General features: G+C 53.6%; 16 protein-coding genes and 1 tRNA gene. 14 read left to right on the plus strand and 3 right to left on the minus strand.

Features of this window, described 5'->3' with window-relative positions; translation table 11 throughout:
- The first annotated feature begins 6 nt into the window (after nt 1-6).
- From C5Y83_RS07670 to C5Y83_RS07710, 9 genes are all read left to right on the plus strand, one after another.
- Nucleotides 7-1,428 carry a DUF6513 domain-containing protein gene (locus tag C5Y83_RS07670; RefSeq protein ID WP_105329064.1) on the plus strand — a complete coding sequence of 474 codons (1,422 nt, stop codon included), beginning with the start codon at nt 7-9 and terminating at the stop codon, nt 1,426-1,428.
- Entirely contained in the window at nt 1,421-2,842 is a 1,422-nt protein-coding gene (gene pabB, locus C5Y83_RS07675; RefSeq protein WP_105329065.1) for an aminodeoxychorismate synthase component I, read from the plus strand. Before C5Y83_RS07670 ends, pabB begins: the two co-directional genes overlap by 8 nt.
- Nucleotides 2,839-3,507, plus strand: coding sequence for an anthranilate synthase component II (locus C5Y83_RS07680; RefSeq protein ID WP_105329066.1), 669 nt, complete (start codon nt 2,839-2,841; stop codon nt 3,505-3,507). Before pabB ends, C5Y83_RS07680 begins: the two co-directional genes overlap by 4 nt.
- Nucleotides 3,504-4,112, plus strand: a complete 609-nt coding sequence (locus C5Y83_RS07685; protein WP_105329067.1) for a DUF447 domain-containing protein — start codon at nt 3,504-3,506, stop codon at nt 4,110-4,112. Before C5Y83_RS07680 ends, C5Y83_RS07685 begins: the two co-directional genes overlap by 4 nt.
- A 26-nt stretch (nt 4,113-4,138) precedes the next feature.
- Entirely contained in the window at nt 4,139-5,140 is a 1,002-nt protein-coding gene (locus tag C5Y83_RS07690) for a hypothetical protein (RefSeq protein WP_105329068.1), read from the plus strand.
- Between the two features lie 26 nt (nt 5,141-5,166).
- Nucleotides 5,167-5,880, plus strand: coding sequence for a pyridoxine 5'-phosphate synthase (locus C5Y83_RS07695; protein ID WP_105329069.1), 714 nt, complete (start codon nt 5,167-5,169; stop codon nt 5,878-5,880).
- A gap of 127 nt (nt 5,881-6,007) precedes the next feature.
- Entirely contained in the window at nt 6,008-6,895 is an 888-nt protein-coding gene (gene dapA, locus C5Y83_RS07700) for a 4-hydroxy-tetrahydrodipicolinate synthase (RefSeq protein ID WP_105329070.1), read from the plus strand.
- 26 nt (nt 6,896-6,921) lie between these two features.
- Nucleotides 6,922-8,022, plus strand: coding sequence for a glycosyltransferase family 4 protein (locus C5Y83_RS07705; protein ID WP_105329071.1), 1,101 nt, complete (start codon nt 6,922-6,924; stop codon nt 8,020-8,022).
- A gap of 141 nt (nt 8,023-8,163) precedes the next feature.
- Complete coding sequence (locus tag C5Y83_RS07710; protein WP_105329072.1) at nt 8,164-8,505, plus strand: hypothetical protein; 342 nt, start codon at nt 8,164-8,166, stop codon at nt 8,503-8,505.
- On the opposite strand, the gene mgtE is transcribed toward C5Y83_RS07710, so the two are convergent.
- Complete coding sequence (gene mgtE / locus C5Y83_RS07715) at nt 8,502-9,875, minus strand: magnesium transporter (RefSeq protein WP_105329073.1); 1,374 nt, start codon at nt 9,873-9,875, stop codon at nt 8,502-8,504. The two genes, C5Y83_RS07710 and mgtE, sit on opposite strands and share 4 nt — an antisense overlap.
- A 318-nt stretch (nt 9,876-10,193) precedes the next feature.
- On the opposite strand from mgtE, the gene rnc reads away from it, so the two are divergent.
- Nucleotides 10,194-10,937, plus strand: a complete 744-nt coding sequence (rnc, locus tag C5Y83_RS07720; protein ID WP_199195001.1) for a ribonuclease III — start codon at nt 10,194-10,196, stop codon at nt 10,935-10,937.
- Between the two features lie 72 nt (nt 10,938-11,009).
- Here the strand turns inward: rnc and C5Y83_RS29360 are convergent, their stop codons facing one another.
- A complete protein-coding gene (locus C5Y83_RS29360; protein WP_105329074.1) occupies nt 11,010-11,753 on the minus strand; it encodes a hypothetical protein in 744 nt (247 codons plus the stop codon).
- 128 nt (nt 11,754-11,881) lie between these two features.
- On the opposite strand from C5Y83_RS29360, the gene C5Y83_RS07730 reads away from it, so the two are divergent.
- Together C5Y83_RS07730 and C5Y83_RS07735 are read left to right on the plus strand one after the other, a co-directional pair.
- Nucleotides 11,882-12,466, plus strand: a complete 585-nt coding sequence (locus C5Y83_RS07730) for a methylated-DNA--[protein]-cysteine S-methyltransferase (RefSeq protein WP_105329075.1) — start codon at nt 11,882-11,884, stop codon at nt 12,464-12,466.
- 177 nt (nt 12,467-12,643) lie between these two features.
- A tRNA-Arg gene (locus C5Y83_RS07735) sits at nt 12,644-12,717 on the plus strand.
- Between the two features lie 503 nt (nt 12,718-13,220).
- Here the strand turns inward: C5Y83_RS07735 and C5Y83_RS07740 are convergent.
- Nucleotides 13,221-15,626, minus strand: a complete 2,406-nt coding sequence (locus tag C5Y83_RS07740) for a DEAD/DEAH box helicase (protein WP_158262276.1) — start codon at nt 15,624-15,626, stop codon at nt 13,221-13,223.
- Nucleotides 15,627-16,060: 434 nt separating this feature from the next.
- Between C5Y83_RS07740 and C5Y83_RS07745 the strand changes: the two genes are divergently transcribed.
- Nucleotides 16,061-16,624, plus strand: a complete 564-nt coding sequence (locus C5Y83_RS07745; protein ID WP_233207138.1) for a fused DSP-PTPase phosphatase/NAD kinase-like protein — start codon at nt 16,061-16,063, stop codon at nt 16,622-16,624.
- Between the two features lie 287 nt (nt 16,625-16,911).
- Nucleotides 16,912-17,685: a HEPN domain-containing protein gene (locus C5Y83_RS07750; RefSeq protein ID WP_105329077.1), complete on the plus strand. Its 774-nt coding sequence runs from the start codon at nt 16,912-16,914 to the stop codon at nt 17,683-17,685.
- Nucleotides 17,686-17,930: the final 245 nt, after the last annotated feature.

The raw sequence follows: 17,930 nt of genomic DNA on the forward strand, positions 1-17,930 counted from the left end.
GAAGCGATGGCACGCCCGCAAATTCATTTTGTCACCGGAAAGCTGGCCGAGGCCTCGCTACGCAGCATCTTGCTGAAGTTATCCGACTTGGCCAACTTCGACTACACCGTGCAGGTACTCAACATCACGGTCGCCGCGCTGATGACGACCGAGTGGATTGCCAAACGGATCGAAGTGCCACCTGGGACGTCCAAGGTAATGGTCACGGGTTACTGTCGGGGTGATTTGAAGGAGATTGAAACGGTTGCGCAAGTACCCGTGGAACGCGGTCCGAAAGATTTAAGGCAGTTGCCTGAGTGGTTCAATCAACCAACGCTGGCGGATGACTACGGCGAATACGACGTCGCAATTATCGCTGAGATCAATCATGCTCCTAGCTTCACGCTTGCGCAGATCGTCGCCGAGGCGAAGATACTGAAGGCCGAAGGGGCCGACCTGATTGATATCGGTTGCAATCCTGGCAGCGTATGGAATGGCGTCGGCGACTGCGTGCAGGCGCTACGCGACGTTGGGCTGCGTGTCTCCGTCGATAGTTTGAACTCCGCCGAGATCGCATCAGCGGTTGAGGCCGGGGCCGAGTTGGTGCTATCGGTCAACTCCACCAATCGCGAGCACGCGGCGGAATGGGGCTGTGAAGTGGTCGTGATTCCTGACGATCCAAAATCGCTGCGAGGGTTCGACGAGACGATTAACTACCTGGTGGCGCACAACGTTCCGTTTCGGCTCGATCCAATTCTCGAGCCGATCTCATTCGGCTTTACCGAAAGCATCGTACGCTATTACGAAACGCGGCGACGATACCCGGATGCGGAAATGATGATGGGCATCGGCAATCTGACGGAGTTGACCGACGCCGATTCTGCTGGGATCAACGTGATGCTGCTGGGAGTGTGTCAGGAACTGGGAATCCGGAGTGTTCTAACTACGCAGGTCATCAACTGGGCACAAACCAGTGTTCGCGAATGCGACTTGGCTCGGCGATTGATGCGGTACGCGCTCGCGCACCGGACGCTCCCGAAACGAATCGAGCCGCGTTTAGTGACCCTGCGCGATCCCAGTATCAGCGAGCCAAGCGAAGAGGAGCTTGAACGCCTGCCGCAAGAGTTGAAAGATCAAAATTACCGCCTGTTTGTCGCTAGGCAGATGCTGCACTTGGTGAGCAGTGGATTGCATTTGGAAGATGTCGATCCATTCTCATTGTTCGAAAAGTTGGAAGCGACCAAGCCGACCAATCTGAGCCCGTCGCATGCGTTCTATCTCGGCTTCGAACTGTGCAAAGCAATGACCGCGCTGCACCTGGGAAAACAGTATCGACAGGACGAGGCGCTCGATTGGGGGTATCTAACTCACGCCGAACAGTCGCACCGGATTAATCTGCATAAAGATCGTTCGCGCCGTGCCCCTGACAAGGAGGCGGACGATGAGTAACGTGAAGTCCAACGCGCCGTACGTCGTTCGGATAGAGGAAACCTTGACGCCGGAAGTGGTTTTTGAAAGGCTTGCCGGTCAGGAGCATCGGTTCTGGCTCGATAGTGCGCGAGCAGATGACACGCTCGGTCGTTATTCCTTCTTGATGGCCGATCCGAGCGAAGTGATTCAGGCCGGGCCGCTTCAAGTCGACGAGGCGCTGAACAAGCTGGCTCGTCTTCAGCACGACTTCAAGTTGCTAACCATGGAAGGATTGCCGCCGTTTCAAGGTGGCGCGGCAGGCTATTTCTCGTATGACTTGAATCGCCACTTCGAGGTCGTCCCAGAGACAAACTTCAACGAGTTCCACTTACCGCTTCTTTCGTTCGGTATCTACGACGTGGTATTCAGTTGGGATCACGCGCGTCGCGAAGGCTGGCTGGTATCGACGGGCTATCCGGAACGGGATGACACCCGACGGTTGGTACGAGCCAAGCAGCGGGCCGAGCATTTCCTGACGATGATCGGATGTGAGAAGGACGTCTGCCCTCCCAGCCCTGGTCGCGTGATTCCAGCCGAAGAGCTTGCCCCATGCTTTGCCTGCCCGGAGTTTCCAGGCGTGATGAGCAACTTTCCGAAGGATGATTACCTGGAGGCGGTTCAGAGGTCGGTCGACTACATCCACGCAGGCGATATCTTTCAGGTTAACCTTTCGCAACGATTGATCATGCAGGCTCGCTCATCATCGGCCGACTTGTATTTGAAACTTCGCGAGAAGAACCCGGCACCATTCGCTGGCTTCTACGACTTTGGCATGGGACAGATTGTGTCGGCCTCGCCGGAACGATTTATCCAGGTTCGGGATCGTCAGATCGAATCGCGCCCGATTAAAGGAACGCGTCGCCGCAGTGGCCGACCGGCGCTCGATATGTACTGGGGAGACGAATTAGTCCGCAGTGAGAAGGACCGCGCTGAGAACGTGATGATCGTCGACCTATTACGAAACGATCTAGCGCGGATCTGCGAAGACGACAGCGTTGAAGTCACCAGCTTGTGTGGGCTCGAAACCTATCAAACCGTGCAGCACCTGGTTTCGATCATCGTGGGACGATTACGGGAAGAGATCGACGTCCGCGACATCCTGCAGGCCATCTTCCCTGGTGGTTCCATTACCGGCGCACCGAAAATTCGAGCGATGGAGATTATCTCGGAACTCGAACCAACGGCCCGGGGACCGTACTGTGGTTCGCTAGGCTATATCGGATTCGATGGCTCGATCGATTGGAATATTCTCATTCGCACCATCGTGGCTTCGGGAGGCTGGTGGCAGTTTCCGGTTGGTGGCGGAATTGTGGCCGACTCCGACCCCTTGCGGGAATATGAGGAAACGTGGCATAAAGCATTGGGCCTTCTTCATGCCGTGCTGGACGAATGATCTTAGTCATCGACAACTACGATAGCTTTGTGCACAACCTGGCGCGCTACGTGCGTCAGCTGGGGCAAGAGACCGTCGTGCGCCGCAATGATGCGATTGGGATCGGCGAAATCCGTGAACTGAAACCCTCGGCGATTGTTCTTTCCCCAGGCCCGTGTACACCGACCGAATCTGGTATTTGCCAAGACCTGGTCGTGCAGCTTTCGGCAACAACACCCATCCTAGGTGTTTGCCTCGGACATCAAGCCATCGTGGCTGCCCTAGGTGGCAAGGTGGTGCGCGCTGCGCATCCGATGCATGGTCGGGCCTCGCTCGTAAAGCACCATGGTGAAGGATTGTTCGCGGGCGTCCCCTCACCGTTTCAAGTCGGGCGATATCATTCGTTGATTGCCGAACGCGATTCACTGCCAGATTCCCTCCGCATCGACGCAACGACTGAAGCGGGGACGATCATGGCCGTTTCGCATACAGACTGGCCGCTGTATGGCGTGCAATTCCATCCCGAGTCAGTCCTCACGCAGCATGGCTATCAACTGTTGGCCAACTTTCTACGAATCGCCGGATTGTCGGTTTCTGAGAAGGACGCGATCGCTTTGACGAAAGACGTTTCCGGCAGCTCTGCAATGTCAACCGCGGGCCAGGCTTATTGGAGCGAGCCATCGTGATTGAGCCGCCACTACGTATTATCGAAGGGATGCTCACCACCGAGAATCCCGATGGCACGGTTAACGTCGCACCGATGGGGCCGAAGGTGGATGACGCGTTCACGCAGTTCCTGCTGCGGCCATTCCCTGGTTCGCGGACATACGAAAACCTCTTGCGGACGCGGAAAGCTACCTTTCATGTGACCGACGATGTGGCGATGATCGCGCAGGCAGCCGTGGGAGATCTACATTCGCCGCCCCACTTTTTGCCCAGCAAGACAACCGGCTATCACGTGCTGGCGAACTGTTGCCGTTGGTACCAGTTGGATGCAGTTGATGTTGAAACCACGGGCGAGCGGGCCGCGCTAACTTGCTGTGTAATCGATCAGGGACGCGAACGTGACTTCTTCGGACTCAATCGAGCGAAGCACGCCGTGCTGGAGCTGGCGATCCTGGCAACCCGAGTTCATCTGCTGCCAAGCGAAGAGATCGATCAGGCGATCGGAATGTTAACGCCCTGGGTCGAGAAAACGGGCGGACAAGTCGAGCTGGAAGCGTTTGCTTTCCTGCAAAAAACAATCGCTGAGCGGCGTAGTGGGAAAAACGGCGCCCGGGAATCGTCCTGAAGGCCCGCCTGCGGTACACTAAGCGAATGTCGCTATTCAAACCTTCGCCACTTCCTGACTACTGCTCGCCGTTGATCGCCAAGATCAGCGTCGGTGCACGGTTGCACTTCGGCTTGCTGGCGTTCGACTCGGACGAAGCGGCATTTGGTGGTGTCGGTGCGATGATCGATCGACCTGGGCTGGAAGTTCAGGCCAGCGAAGCGGACACGTTCAATGCGGTCGGTCCCTTGGCTGATCGTATCGAAGAGTTTGCCCAGATGTGGCAGCGGTCGACCGCTTACGAGCTTCCTGCCGTTCGATTGGCGACGCGGGGTGCCCTGGAAGATCACGTGGGTCTCGGCTGCGGGACCCAGCTTGGCTTAGCCGTTGCAACGCTCCTTTCCAAGTTGGCCGACTTTCCTTTGCCGGATTTGGAGACACTGGCCCGAACGGTCGATCGCGCGAAACGCTCGGCGATTGGGTGTTACGGCTTTCTGCAAGGTGGCTTCCTGTTCGAGACTGGCCATCGCGCCTATCATTTTCCGCAGCTTGAATATCGAGGCGAATTGCCTGCAGATTGGCGGTTTGTGTTGGCTATTCAACGCGATGTGCATGGTAAACATGGCTCCGAAGAAGAAGCAGGCTTCCAGCAGCTTGAGCGTGTACCGCAGCCCACGACGAGCCGCCTGCGCGAATTGGTAGTGCAAGCGATGATTCCCGCATTGGAAGCGGCCGACATCGAGCGTTTTGGTGAGGCGGTCTACCAGTATGGGGCACTGGCCGGCGATTGCTATTCGGCACTGCAAGGAGGACGCTACGCGAACCCTGCGTGCACGGAAGTTGTCCAGCGAATGCGTTCGTTCGGCATTGCTGGAGTCGGCCAAAGTTCGTGGGGGCCGACCATCTTTGGCCTCTGCGATAACGTGGCGGAGGCTGAGGCACTTTCAGCTGGCCTGCGTGAGCGGTATTCTGAACACGAAATGACTCTGGAAATATCCGAGCCGAACCATGGCGGTGCCCACTTGGAATGGGCGCAACCGGGCGGCTGATTCGCAGTAGAGAGGATTCTGGCTCCATGCCTAACTTGGGCGTTAACATCGACCACATCGCGACCATTCGGCAAGCACGCAAAACTAACGAGCCAGACCCCGTGTGGGCCGCCGCCTTGGCCGAATTGGGGGGTGCCGATTGCATCACGCTCCACTTGCGTGAGGATCGCCGCCATATACAAGACCGCGACTTGGAAGTCATGCGTCAAACGGTCAAGGTGAAGCTGAATCTCGAGCTGGCGACCGAAGCGGAAGTGGTCGACATCGCGTGTCGCGTGAAGCCTGATCAAGTCACGCTCGTCCCGGAGAAACGAGAGGAAGTCACGACTGAGGGTGGGCTCGACCTCGTTTCACACGAAGCGGCCGTTGCCAGGGCGATGGAAAAACTGAAAGAAGCTGGGATCTCGATCAACCTGTTTCTCGATCCCGACGAAGCCCAAATTGAGATGGCCGCTAAGCTGAAAGCGGACGGAATCGAATTGCACACGGGCCAGTATGCGTTGACGAGCGGAAAAGCTCAGCAGAAAGAGCTGACGCGGCTGACGATTGCCGGCGAGCAGATCTGCGGCGCAGGTATGGAACTGCTTGCTGGACACGGCCTCACTTATACGAATGTTCAGCCCATCGCCCAAATTCCCGAAATGGCCGAGCTGAATATTGGCCACAGCATCGTCTCACGCGCCGTTTTCGTCGGATTCCGCGATGCGGTCTCGGAAATGAAACGATTGATAACTGTCTAGAGGTTTTTTGTGCGGCACTGGCCAAGTTTCGGGCCATTTCGTATTATGGGCCGATTCAAGACGGCCTATTGGTCAGAAGTATTTTAGTTCCATTCTGTTAGTAATTTGACTGAGTTGGTAATTCGACATGGCACGCAAAGGTAGCGATTTCGCAGGCGTATCGGTAGCACTTACGACTCCCTTCAAGGGGGATCTTGTGGACTACGACCTGCTGAAAAAACAGGTCGAATACCAGATCGAAGCAGGCGTGAACTGTCTGGTGCCAGTGGGAACGACCGGCGAGTCCCCTACCCTTTCGCATGACGAACACGAACGGGTAATCAGCGCCGTGATTGAAACGGTCGCTGGTCGTGCGAAGGTGATGCCTGGTACCGGATCGAACAGCACGCATGAAGCGTTGAAGCTGACAAGATGGGCCGAGAAGGAAGGTGCGGACGCGGCGCTGGTGGTGGCTCCTTATTACAACAAGCCAACCCAGGAAGGTTTCTATCAGCACTACAAAGTGTTGGCGGAAGACGCAGGCATTCCGATCTGCGTGTACAACATCCCCGGTCGAACCGGTAAGAACATCGAGCCAGAAACGATTGCACGCCTGGCCGAGCTTGAGCAGATCAAGCTGGTAAAAGAAGCAACCGGATCGCTCGATCAGGCTTCGCAGATCTTAGAGATGACCGACCTGACCTTGCTCAGCGGTGACGATAGCTTGACATTGCCGCTGATGTCGATCGGCGGCGAGGGAATCATCTCGGTGGTCAGCAACATCGTGCCGAAAGACATGCTGGCCTTGGTCGCCGCGGCGGCTGCGGGCGATTACGCGGAAGCCCAGAAGTGGCACTTCAAGTTGTTCACGCTCTGCCGCGAGATGCTCGGCTTGTCGACGAACCCGATTCCGCTGAAGTGTGCTATGAAAATGCTCGGGCGCGACTCTGGCGAGATGCGTTTGCCGATGACGCCACTGTCCGAGACCGGCGAAAAACGCCTTGCCCAAGTCTTGACCGACTACGGCTTGCTGTAGTCCTTTTAGCTAAGCAGAACCTTGCCATGCCGTCGGTCGTCTATCTTTGCGAATATGGGACGATCTACGGCGGCGAGAACAGTATGCTTAGCGGGCTGGCCGAGCTATCCGCACGCGGGTATCGCGTGGCGATCGCGTGCCCACCCAACAGCTTGCTGGCGGAGAAAGTTTCCCAGTTGGGCTTCGAGCATCGCGCTGTCATCTGGACCGATGATACCGGGAAACGTAAGCCGCTTGATGTTCTTCGAGCGGAGATGCGTCAGATAGCGGCTGATTGGCAGGCCGATATCGTCCATGCCAACAGCTTGTCAGTTTCACGAATCTTGGGTCCCGTCGAGCGCCCCGGTAGGACGAAGTTCGTAGGGCACCTCCGTGATATTCTAAAGCTGAATCGTCGCGTCATTCAGGACATCTCACAGCTCGACCAGATCTACTGCGTATCGGGCGCGACACGTGATTTTCATATCGCTCAAGGGCTGAGTGAGGAGAACTCACAAGTTCTCCATAACGGGATCGATTTAAATGCGTTCTCTCCGCCCGAGACGCGCATTGATCGGCAACCGTTGCAACTGGTGTATATCGGCCAGTTGGTGATGCGGAAAGGAGTGGATGTCTTGCTCGAAGGTGTCCGCTTGGCGATCGACGCCGGCGCTGACATAACGCTTGACCTTTACGGTGAGTGTCATTCGGAGAAGGATGAGGCGAGGCAGTACCTGGCCGATCTTTACGTGCGAGTCGACGCGTGGGGACTGGCCTCGCGAATCAAGTTCGCCGGGCGAACGCATGAGGCCACTACCGTCCTGCGCGATGCCGATGTGCTGGTACATGCTGCCCGGCAAGAGCCGTTTGGGCGCGTTCTGTTAGAAGCCGCCGCCAGTGGTTTGCCAATTATCGCAACCGACGTGGGGGGAACGCTGGAGATATTTCCCGATGGAGAATGTCTGCTGGTCCCCCCTGACAATCCCCAGGCCATTTCGGCCGCAATAGGCAAGCTGTGCGGCTCGTTCACGCTGCGAAGGAGACTCGGACTAGCGGCACGGCAACGAATCGAACGATTGGGCATTTCCGGTTATGCCGATAAGTTGGCTGCCTCCTATCAAAAACTATTGCGCCCCTCCGCGAAATAGCTCAAGAAGCTGCTGTGCTTTGTTTTTGAAGCTAGATTTAGGTAAACGAAGTTCGACTCGGGTGTCGAGTGGCAGTGAGTTGAACAGCTCCTCTCTCTCTTTTCGACTTTGCCTCGTCACGTATTCATTGTTAGGTTTGTCATGAGCACGTCTTGCCAAGAACTCGCCGGTCGCATCGAGCGTATGCAGCCCAGTGCCGAGCCACGTGATGTTGCCCGGTTATGTCTGCTTTTGTCGAACTCCGTAGATGACCTTGCCGATTTGTCAGATGATAAAGATCTGACGACCGCCTGGCAGGAAATGGGGCTTCGTTTACAGGCCGCCACCGATCAGCATGCGGCAATGACCGATGAACTGGACGAACTCGCCCATTCCGACCCGCGGAAGTTCTCGCCCGATCAAATCTGGGTACTGATTCGCGCCATCAAAGTACAAAGCCAGATTCTACAGATGTATGTTGGCCAGCCGCTGATCGACGTTTAAGGCATCGCCGCAGGATCGACTTCCCCCAGCAGGAAGAGTGATACCTTCATGTAGATCACGATCCCAAATAGATCGATAAGCCCGGCTACGAACGGATTGCTCATTAGGGCCGGGTCGAGCCCAATCTTCTTGAACATCAACGGCAGCATCGAGCCGATAAACGTGCCGGCTATCACAACCAGCACCAAGGTTGACGGAACAACCAGCGCCGAATAGACCGACGGTGATTTAAAGAGAGCTAAGATCAATCCCATGAAGGCCATGATGAAGCCTAGGATCAAGCCCATCACAATCTCGCGCCGCATGATAATCCACCAATCGTGAACACTGGCTTCTCCCTTGTTCAGGGCCGTAATCACCAGCGTCGCCGATTGATTGCCGGAGTTTCCACCGGTGGAAATCACCAGGGGGATAAAGATCACCAGCCAAGGAATACGTTCCAAGTCTCCTTGGTACTGTTCCAGGGCAAACGTCGTGAGGAATGCCCCGACGAACAGCACGGCGAGCCAGACACCTCGCTTGCGGCTGAGGGTGAGCACGCTCGTGCGGAGGTACGTTTCTTCCAGTGGTTCGACCGCCGCCGCACGGTAGGCGTCTTCTGCCGCTTCTTCCACCACGACGTCGAGAATATCGTCGTGCGTAATAATCCCGACCAGACGGAGCTCTTCGTCGACCACCGGTATAGCAAGAAGGTCGTAGTCGGCCATCTTCCGCAAGACTTCTTCCTGGTCGTCCATCACACTGGCATGGATGACCTCGGTCTCCATGATGTCGTTCAGCCGCTTCTGTGGCTTGCTGAGCGCCGACACGATATCCCTTGTGGAAACCACACCATGCAAGCTGCCGTGTTCGTCGACGACGTACAAGTAGTAAATCGTTTCCAGGTTTTCGGCTTGGTCAGTTAACTCTTGCAAAGCTTGGCGGGCGGTGAGGTTCTCGCTGAGACGGGCCATTTCGGTCGTCATGATCGCCCCGGCCGTTCCTTCCGGATAGTTCGACAATCGCAATACATCGCGGCGCTCGTCGACCGTAAAGCAGGCCAAGATCTGCTCGGCCGTCTCTTCACCCACTTCCCCCAACAAGTCGACCTGGTCGTCCGCTGACATGGTCGCGACCACCGGAGCAACCGATTCCGGCGGCCGGACTTCCAGCATCTCGGCCTGGGCGTGCGGCTCGAAGTAAGAGAGGATTTCGCCTTGGAGGCTCAAATCGGCATGATCGAGAACGCTCCACACTTCTTGGGGGGAAAGTCCCTCCATGAACTCGGCCGTACGTGCGGGGTGCAATGCCGTACAAAACTCACGAAGTCCGTCCGTGTCGTTTTCGGCCAGCATTTCCCGGATTTCAGGCAGGTAGAGCGTGTTAATCATGAAGTTCCTTTGATCGATCGACGCAGGTGGTCCCTCTTTCTCGGATGTTTCTGGCTATATCTTACTGAACATGCCTCTTCGTGGGAGGGCGGCCACCATGGTGCCGAAAAACCTTAATTTTCGCTTCTGATGCCCCCAACTGTGCCGAGAAACGATCTTTAACGGGGTTGCGATTGACATTCCTTCCCCCTGAAAGTACGTTCAGAATATCCAAATCGACCATTTGTTGGGTATTTCCTTCGTTTTGCTGGCTCCGTTTTGCACGGTACCAACGAGACGAAGAAAATATCGAACGCCTACAACATGGATTAGTTCGGTATGCTACGAAGCCAAGATTCGCTGGATGCCAGCGAAGATATGCTCTCCGAGTGCGAACAGAAACTCGGGTATGTGTTCCAAAACCGTGCGCTGCTGCAATCTGCACTGACGCATGCGTCGGGTGCGACCCATCGCTTGGGAAGTAACGAGCGATTGGAATTTCTGGGTGACGCAATTCTGGGCAAATATGTTTGCGAAACGCTCTTTCGCAAGTTTCCCAACTACCTGGAAGGTGATCTAACGCGTATCAAGTCGATCGTCGTCAGCCGCAGCACATGTGCTCGACTCAGCGACGCGATGGGCTTGGAAGCGTTTCTAATTCTCGGGAAAGGAATGGCCTCGTCGCAGTCGGTACCCAAGTCGCTTCTCGCCGACGTATTCGAAGCAATCATTGCGGCTATCTACTTGGATGGTGGAGACGAAAAGGTCAATGGCTTCTTAGAAGTTGTCCTGGAAGACGAAATCGAACAAGCGTCGGCCGGTGAAGTTGGCAGCAACTACAAGTCCATGCTCCAACAATATGCCCAGCGTGAATTTGGCACGACCCCGAACTACGAATTGGTCGCTGAAAAAGGGCCGGATCATAGCAAGGTGTTTAATGTAGCCGTTCAGTTGCAAGGCCATCGGTATACGTCGGCCTGGGGCTCGAATAAGAAGGAAGCCGAACAGCGGGCTGCAAAGAACGCGCTGCACGAAATCGAAGGGGACTCGCCGCCTTACATCGAAGAGATCGAAGCGGAGTAGTCTTTTCCTTGCGAGTTAAACCGCATCGCTTTCAAGAGTGACGGTGCGGTTTTTTTCCGGCAATTCGCAAATCTAGCGGATCGTGATCGCTTGTTTCAGCGGTTCCAAGATATTGCCGACCACGTGCGTTTCCAACAGCATCAATGCTTGTTCGTGCAGTTGACGAAACGCCGATACGTAAGAATCGGATTCGTCCAAGCTACCAAACCGACGCACGGTTAGGTAAACGCTGAGTTGTTCTTCTGGAAACTCGTTGGTGCGAACGTGGTAAGCGGACGTGCGGGTTTCAATACTCAGCCGGAACTGTGTCCGACAATCGTCGTCTAAACTGCATTGAATTGATGGCTCGAAACCGATAATCCGGTTTTCGTTCCCTTGAACCATGCGTTCTAATGCTGGCGGCAAGCCAAGTGCCTCGGCTACCAGTTGATTGTGGTTACCACTATACGTGAAATCGAAACCGTACATCGCATTGAGCGATTCACAGTCCAACGGACTGATTGATAACGTGTAGGGTACCTGGTCGAGTACGAAGCAGTGTTGCTCGACCGCTTCTTCAAACGAGCTCGGATTTACGTGACCCGAGAGAATTCGTTTTGGTTCGACCGAAGTCCAACGGTAGCTTCCGCCATCTTTGTCTTCTTCCAGCACGAATTCGTTACGATCCCGAGCGTAGAAGTTACGCATTTTGGGATAACGCTTTCGGACTAGTTCAAAGAAGTGAAGGACCGTTTCTCGCCCGCTTGGTAAATCCATCTCCGTATTGAGATTCATGTTGATGTAGAAGTCGTCGGTTAGCGAGCGGATATCCACCATTCAAACCTCCTAAAGGACTCGGGCATAGAGAGCCAACCACACAGTAGGAGTGGTACGGCTCTGGATCAAGTATAGAATGAGCGGCGCAAAAGTGTCAAAGGCGCTCGCCCCGGGAAAGGACACCTCTCATGAAATCGATCTCCCCCATAATCGACGCAGATAACCAATTAACGGTGTGTTTTGAGACCAAGCTCGGCATGGCCCAGCTCAGCTGGAAAGGACACCAAGTATCCCGGTTTCGCTGGTTAGCCAAGCAATACCAGCCCGACACCGAACCGTACGACGTTGCCCCAGTTGCCGAGTTGACCCAGAATCAACAAGAGTTGGTCCAGGACATCGTCGATTACGCCGCCGGAACTCGGATCGACTTTAGCCAGGTTGAGGTTGATTTCGGTGAGGCAACTCCGTTTCGACGACGAATCTGGGAAGCGTGTCAGCAAATCCCCCATGGCGAAGTCGTAACCTACGGTCAATTGGCGCGCCTTGCTGGCCAACCGGCTGCTGCCCGAGCGGTTGGTTCCGCGATGGCGAACAATCAGATTCCGATCATCATACCGTGTCATCGCGTGATTGCTGCTGGCAATAAGATTGGGGGCTTTACCAATCCCGACGGTGTTCGCTTCAAAGAACGCTTGCTGCAATTAGAATCAAACCGTGCCCTCCCCTTCGGTGTACCCGTTTCCGCAAGTAAATCGAAACGCCGTCCGAAATGATTTCCCAAAAAGGAGTTACGGATCGTAGGAAAAATAGGGGCAGAGCACAAAATTTCTATCGATCCTGAACCTTCAGCCCCTTGGCCCGTCTTTACGACTTCGGGAGTCGCTACTATAATCCATGATCTTCCGTCGGAGAGAATCGCCGATAATGCATTCACCGATCGGGAAACAGATGTGGGCGTAGCTCAATTGGATAGAGCATCGGTCTACGAAACCGAAGGTTGCAGGTTCGATCCCTGCCGCCCACGCTGAATGAAAAGGCCGTAAATCAAAGGGTTTACGGCCTTTTTCATGCGCTCTCCGCAACGCGAAGAGGTCTGACTAAATCCTCTATTCTGGTCTGTTTTAGCCCCCGTTTGTGTCCACATAGTGTCCAAGCGATTCAGCAGCTTGAGTGGTCTCTCATGCGAATGCTCGCCAATGGAAATGGGCAAGCCATTGAACATTGAGAGCGACTGATCCGTCTGTTATTCTTGCCATGTTCAAGTAGGGGGGATAACTCTCCTGATTCGAGGGCAGCCTGTCAGTGTTTGCCCCTACGGCAATGATCTGATCTCCTTGATATGCGTTCCTGCTGCTCATGACCTCTCAAGCTCTGCACTCTCCTAATTTTGCGTTCCTTTTCGAGCATGATCCGATGCTCGTTCAGGTTGCCGCATTTGCAGAACGTTATGTCTTCGACGACGCCAACGCTGCTCTCTTTAAGCTGAGGCTTTTGGGTGAATTACTAGCCCGTCAGGCAGCAGCTTATTCAGCCTTTGAAGTAGCAGATCGTGACAACTTCTCGATGGGTCTCTCGCAATTCTCCTAAAGTAAACTTTTCCAATGACTCTTGAGGATACGACACCTGCGAGACTTGGGAGGGGGCAGCGAAAAGCTCAGGGTTTTCAATACGCTGAAGGCCGGCATTCACTTCGTTAAGAAATGTCTTTTCATCAAAATTGAAAAACGCTCGCCATGGTTTCTCTCCTTCGTTCCAGGTGTTCTTAAGGAACTTTACCTTTTCTGCTCCTCCGAGACTGTGATCGAAGATCTCTTGGGCGACTCGGTCGACATCGTAATTCTTTCGCTCGGATAGTTCGATGAATTCAGAAACCTGCCCATAGATGTGGTAATACTGAATCAAATCGACTAAATCTTCACGCCGATAACCTGGGATCTTATCGACTCCAACGAAAAACTGCTCCTCTGCAATATCGGCAAGTTCATACGCAATTTGATCGTCGAGCCAATCGGAGTTCTTATCCTCCGAAACGATGTGTGCTGTCAGCAAGCGTGGGAGTTCGTCGAGAAAGTGCTGAAAGGCATCTCGATTACTGCTATACACGAGGATGTCTGTATGCCTCTCGACCGACTCTGCCGATCGAGGAATTAGAGAAAGTGAGTAGATACCCAGCGGGATGCGTTCCAGGAAAGGAAGCTGAGCCAATGCTTCTTTATCGGCGACTTCGTCGAGCATCAATGCAAACTGCTGAAACATATCGATCGAAATGAGGCGAACGAGACGCTTTTTCGTCTCAGCAGCTTTGTCATTGAAGTCGACGTTTTCTTCAATGAATAACTGTTCTGGGTTCACCCACACGACTTGATCTCCCCAGTCATTGTCGTCGAGGAAACTGACGATATGGGTGTGCGGCGTACCTCCAGCTTTGGGACCGCGGAGTCCTCGACCAATCATCTGCATCATCAAGGTTCGAGAAGTTGTGGGGCGTGCCAGAAAGACGGTTTGGGTCGAGGGGAGATCCGTACCCTCGGTGAGAACTCCTACATTGATCAAGACTTTGACTTCTCCGTCTTTAAACTTTTGAATCGCTTCCTGGTTGTGTTGAGGTGAAATGGATCTTGTCCCCTTCCAGTCCGAGATATTCCCGATCACGTACTCCGCCGATATTTTCTTTTCCTGGAATAAGCTATGGAGAGCAATCGCGTTGGGGACATTGAGGGCAAAAACGATGGTTTGCTTGTATTTGTTCTCGTTCTGGCAATATTCATCGACGATTCTTCGGTTACGCACCCGATTCTCACCAATTGTCGTTTTGGACCTGGCGTCCAGGCGATTCCAGTCAAATTGGTAGCGTTCTAGCTTGGCCTGCTCTGAGAGGGAGAGACCACTTTTGAGGCTTACATTCGTCGAGAGTGAGGAGAAGATTGGTTCGGATAAGATGCCTTTACGAATTAGCTCTCGCAGATTGACTTTGTAGGAAATGTCATTGGGAAAGAGTTTTGCTAAATGTCCTTGTTCCCGCTTGGCCGTACGAAAAGGAGTCGCTGTCAGTCCCAAGAGTCTCAGCGGTTTTGCATGTTCTCGAATGAGTTCGATCAATAGCCGGTAGGAACGTGCCGGTGTGTGATGAGCCTCATCGATAACGAGAATCACGTTGCTCTGGTGAGAAAGCCATTTCTTTACAAACTGCTTTCCCCCTACCGATTCAGGGCGAAGGCTGTGAACACTGGCGATGACAACATCGTCGTCTGGACTCAGGTTCACTGGCTGATCGTGCATGCCAGAGATGAGGTGACAGCGTATAGAATCTCGATCGCCAACGATCGTCGTATATGCATTGCGTTGAAATGCGTCGAATGCTTGATTGAGGAGCTCAGTACGATGGGCAATCCAAATCACCCTTCCTCCATGGCGAATGTGGCTTCGCAGAAGCCATTCAACTGCCGTCCGTGTTTTTCCTCCACCCGTTGGAATCACGAGTAGTCCAGCATACGGTTGGTCTTCGGGAACTACTTTTTGAAGTGTCTTAATGGCCGTCTGCTGATGGTTAAAAAGACGCGGTGGACTTCCCGTGGTTTGGACGGAAACGATACGTGTGTTGGTCCTGGCTTTTTGCTTTGGGGAAGTCGCTTGCGTGGAATTGCGTTTCGGCGTCGATGGTGCAGATTCAAGAAAAGATTCGGATGAATCTGACCAACTTGTCGTAAACTCGCTATGGAATGATTCTGACTGGCTTAAAGGTGATACGGTTTCGAGATCGCTTGGTAGTTCTTGAGATGATGTGGCGAGTTCCAGGGTTAGATTCTTCGAGTCCTTGGCATCACTCCAATTGGTCAGACCGGGGGCTCGTAAGACAAGTCCCAGTCGTTCCAACTCCGTATCAATGTCGTCCTTTCTCTTCGCAGTTAAGCGGGCGTATCCGAGTTTTTTCATGAGAGTTTGTTTGCGAATACGTTTGAGGCCTGTTCGAGAGTCTAGCACCTGCTGTCGAAGAATTTCGAGGAGACTGGAAAGAGATGCTGGCTTTGACATAATCGGCTGAAACTTCGTCGAGGAGTGGAGGCATGATGGGCTATTCAGGTAGGAATGCCTAATGTTTTACGATGCCCAATTCAGGGCGTCAAAGCTTTTTGAAGTGGCGATGCAACTTCTTAAAAAAATTGAAACTGGTAGGCAGTTTCGCAGGAAGAGACGGAGAGGCGGGAGTTAGAGCTGACCTTTCCCGCGTCGATCTGCGACAGGTAGTCGGGATACATCGAGTCGATGGATCGGAATGTGTAACATACTGGTAGAGCGAGGTAAGGCTAAGTATTCTGTCCTCTTACCAATCGGCGAGTCAGTTCAATTCATGATGGGCTTAAGATCGTATGAAACACAGACTCGCTGACAAGTCCAGTACACCACCGACGCCCTTCAGTTACTGGGTGATACCGTCGCAACTGCTCGCTGGTGCCTATCCGGGGTATCCAGATCCGGTCGAACACGAAGTCCGAATCGACACGCTGGTCGATGCTGGAATTCGTAGGTTCGTGAATCTTATGGAGGTCGATGAGGCAAACGATAAGGGCCAGTCATTTGTGCCCTATCAGGAGATTGCGGAAAAGCGTTCACCAGGCACTACGATGCATCGATATGCTATCCCCGATCTGTCCGTTCCTTCAACGAACTTGATGAATGATATTTTGGACTCGATTGACGCGTCGCTGGCGGCCGAGGCTCCCGTCTACGTACACTGCTGGGGAGGCGTGGGCCGTACAGGAACCGTCATCGGCTGCTGGCTCTTGCTGCATGGTTTAGCTGAGCCTGAAAGCGTGTTGGATATCCTTCAGGGCCTGCGAAACCGAGATCTGGAGAGGGGACACCGAAAATCGCCAGAAACGCGCGAGCAGAGGGAGTTTGTGCGGCATTGGATTCATCGTGAGACTAGGTAATAGAGGCCAATGCCTCGACCATCTTCCCTGCGATGGAATGTATTCGCATTAGGATTAAGTCCACCATCGTGTCCTGGTTGCCCAGGAACTATTCCCGAGTCCCTACTCAAGGTCCGTGGAATCATCATTTCTTGTGTCAATCGATGTTGGGAATCCATAAATTGATGGATTTGCTGCTGGGATCAGTGTGGTCCTCTATTTAATATAAGAGTTCTCCAAAACCTAGTTCGGATACTGTCTTTTTGCCACGGTGGGCTATGAGCTAGAGCATAACGAGTTCTCCCGCCATGTCCGAAAATCCTGCCAAAATTCGTGACCTCCGTCGACTGTGGAAACCTCACAAACTTCGATTGAGCGAGATACTTACTGAGCATCCTACGAACATTCGTTTTCATCGGGCTGCTAGCTGGATTCAACGTGCCGAGGACGTGAATGACGAGTCGGACCTTGAGATTTCCCTCATCAGTTATTGGGTCGCATTCAATTCGCTTTACGGCCAGTGGAATGAACTAGCACATGCGCCAGAATGTGATACGGATTGTTGGCGTATCTTTTTGGATCGAATGCTGGACTTGGACGAGTCGAACTTCGTGGTCGACGCGCTAGATGAGCACAAAAGCCTCGTCATGGCAATTTTTGACGATGAGTACCTGAGCCGCTTTTATTGGATCGAACCGAGCGAGAAACAGGCAGGCAAGTCAAAAAAGGTGAAGTACGATGCTCGTACCTGGTACATCAAAGCAAACTGGACGCTAATCCTCGATCGTCTCGTCGAACGGATCTATTTGCTTCGTTGTCAACTCGTTCATGGAGCATCGACTTATAACGGAAAGCTGAATCGAACCGCCATTCGACACTGCGCGACCATGATGGATCATCTTCTGCGAGCATTTCTGCAAGTCTGGATTCATCATGGTGCCGATGAAGATTGGGGAATCATGTGTTACCCTCCCCAGCGCAAGTTTTCCCAGGTCGGGAACGGTCGGATCCCTCAGGGCCTGGACTCTCGTCCGATGAACGGTTCCGCATCACACGACGGGCGAAGTCGCCGTCCAAGGTAGCTTATCTTGTACGTTTTACTGGCATAATAATCGCATCTGATAGAGAAAGGCTTACGTCCTTAAACTCTCGGTCAAAATACAACTTGAAGTGTATTCAATCCGAGGGCTAAACCCTGACTTGATGGACGATTTGGGTATAGCCTCACGTCAGACGCCGTAGAATGACAATAGTCGCAGTTATTCTCGTGACCACTCTGGGGAGCGTTACCATGGGCACAGATGATCGACAAATTGTGCTCTCTCGG

Origin of the sequence: Blastopirellula marina (assembly GCF_002967765.1) — a bacterium.
In the GTDB taxonomy this organism is placed as follows: Bacteria; Planctomycetota; Planctomycetia; order Pirellulales; family Pirellulaceae; genus Bremerella; species Bremerella marina_A.

Coding starts and splice junctions, on each gene's coding strand:
- C5Y83_RS07670 (WP_105329064.1), top strand. CDS start 7: ATGGCACGCCCGCAAATTCATTTTGTCACCGGAAAGCTGGCCGAGGCC.
- pabB (WP_105329065.1), top strand. CDS start 1,421: ATGAGTAACGTGAAGTCCAACGCGCCGTACGTCGTTCGGATAGAGGAA.
- C5Y83_RS07680 (WP_105329066.1), top strand. CDS start 2,839: ATGATCTTAGTCATCGACAACTACGATAGCTTTGTGCACAACCTGGCG.
- C5Y83_RS07690 (WP_105329068.1), top strand. CDS start 4,139: ATGTCGCTATTCAAACCTTCGCCACTTCCTGACTACTGCTCGCCGTTG.
- C5Y83_RS07695 (WP_105329069.1), top strand. CDS start 5,167: ATGCCTAACTTGGGCGTTAACATCGACCACATCGCGACCATTCGGCAA.
- dapA (WP_105329070.1), top strand. CDS start 6,008: ATGGCACGCAAAGGTAGCGATTTCGCAGGCGTATCGGTAGCACTTACG.
- C5Y83_RS07705 (WP_105329071.1), top strand. CDS start 6,922: ATGCCGTCGGTCGTCTATCTTTGCGAATATGGGACGATCTACGGCGGC.
- C5Y83_RS07710 (WP_105329072.1), top strand. CDS start 8,164: ATGAGCACGTCTTGCCAAGAACTCGCCGGTCGCATCGAGCGTATGCAG.
- mgtE (WP_105329073.1), bottom strand. CDS start 9,875: ATGATTAACACGCTCTACCTGCCTGAAATCCGGGAAATGCTGGCCGAA.
- rnc (WP_199195001.1), top strand. CDS start 10,194: ATGCTACGAAGCCAAGATTCGCTGGATGCCAGCGAAGATATGCTCTCC.
- C5Y83_RS29360 (WP_105329074.1), bottom strand. CDS start 11,753: ATGGTGGATATCCGCTCGCTAACCGACGACTTCTACATCAACATGAAT.
- C5Y83_RS07730 (WP_105329075.1), top strand. CDS start 11,882: ATGAAATCGATCTCCCCCATAATCGACGCAGATAACCAATTAACGGTG.
- C5Y83_RS07740 (WP_158262276.1), bottom strand. CDS start 15,626: ATGAAAAAACTCGGATACGCCCGCTTAACTGCGAAGAGAAAGGACGAC.
- C5Y83_RS07745 (WP_233207138.1), top strand. CDS start 16,061: ATGAAACACAGACTCGCTGACAAGTCCAGTACACCACCGACGCCCTTC.
- C5Y83_RS07750 (WP_105329077.1), top strand. CDS start 16,912: ATGTCCGAAAATCCTGCCAAAATTCGTGACCTCCGTCGACTGTGGAAA.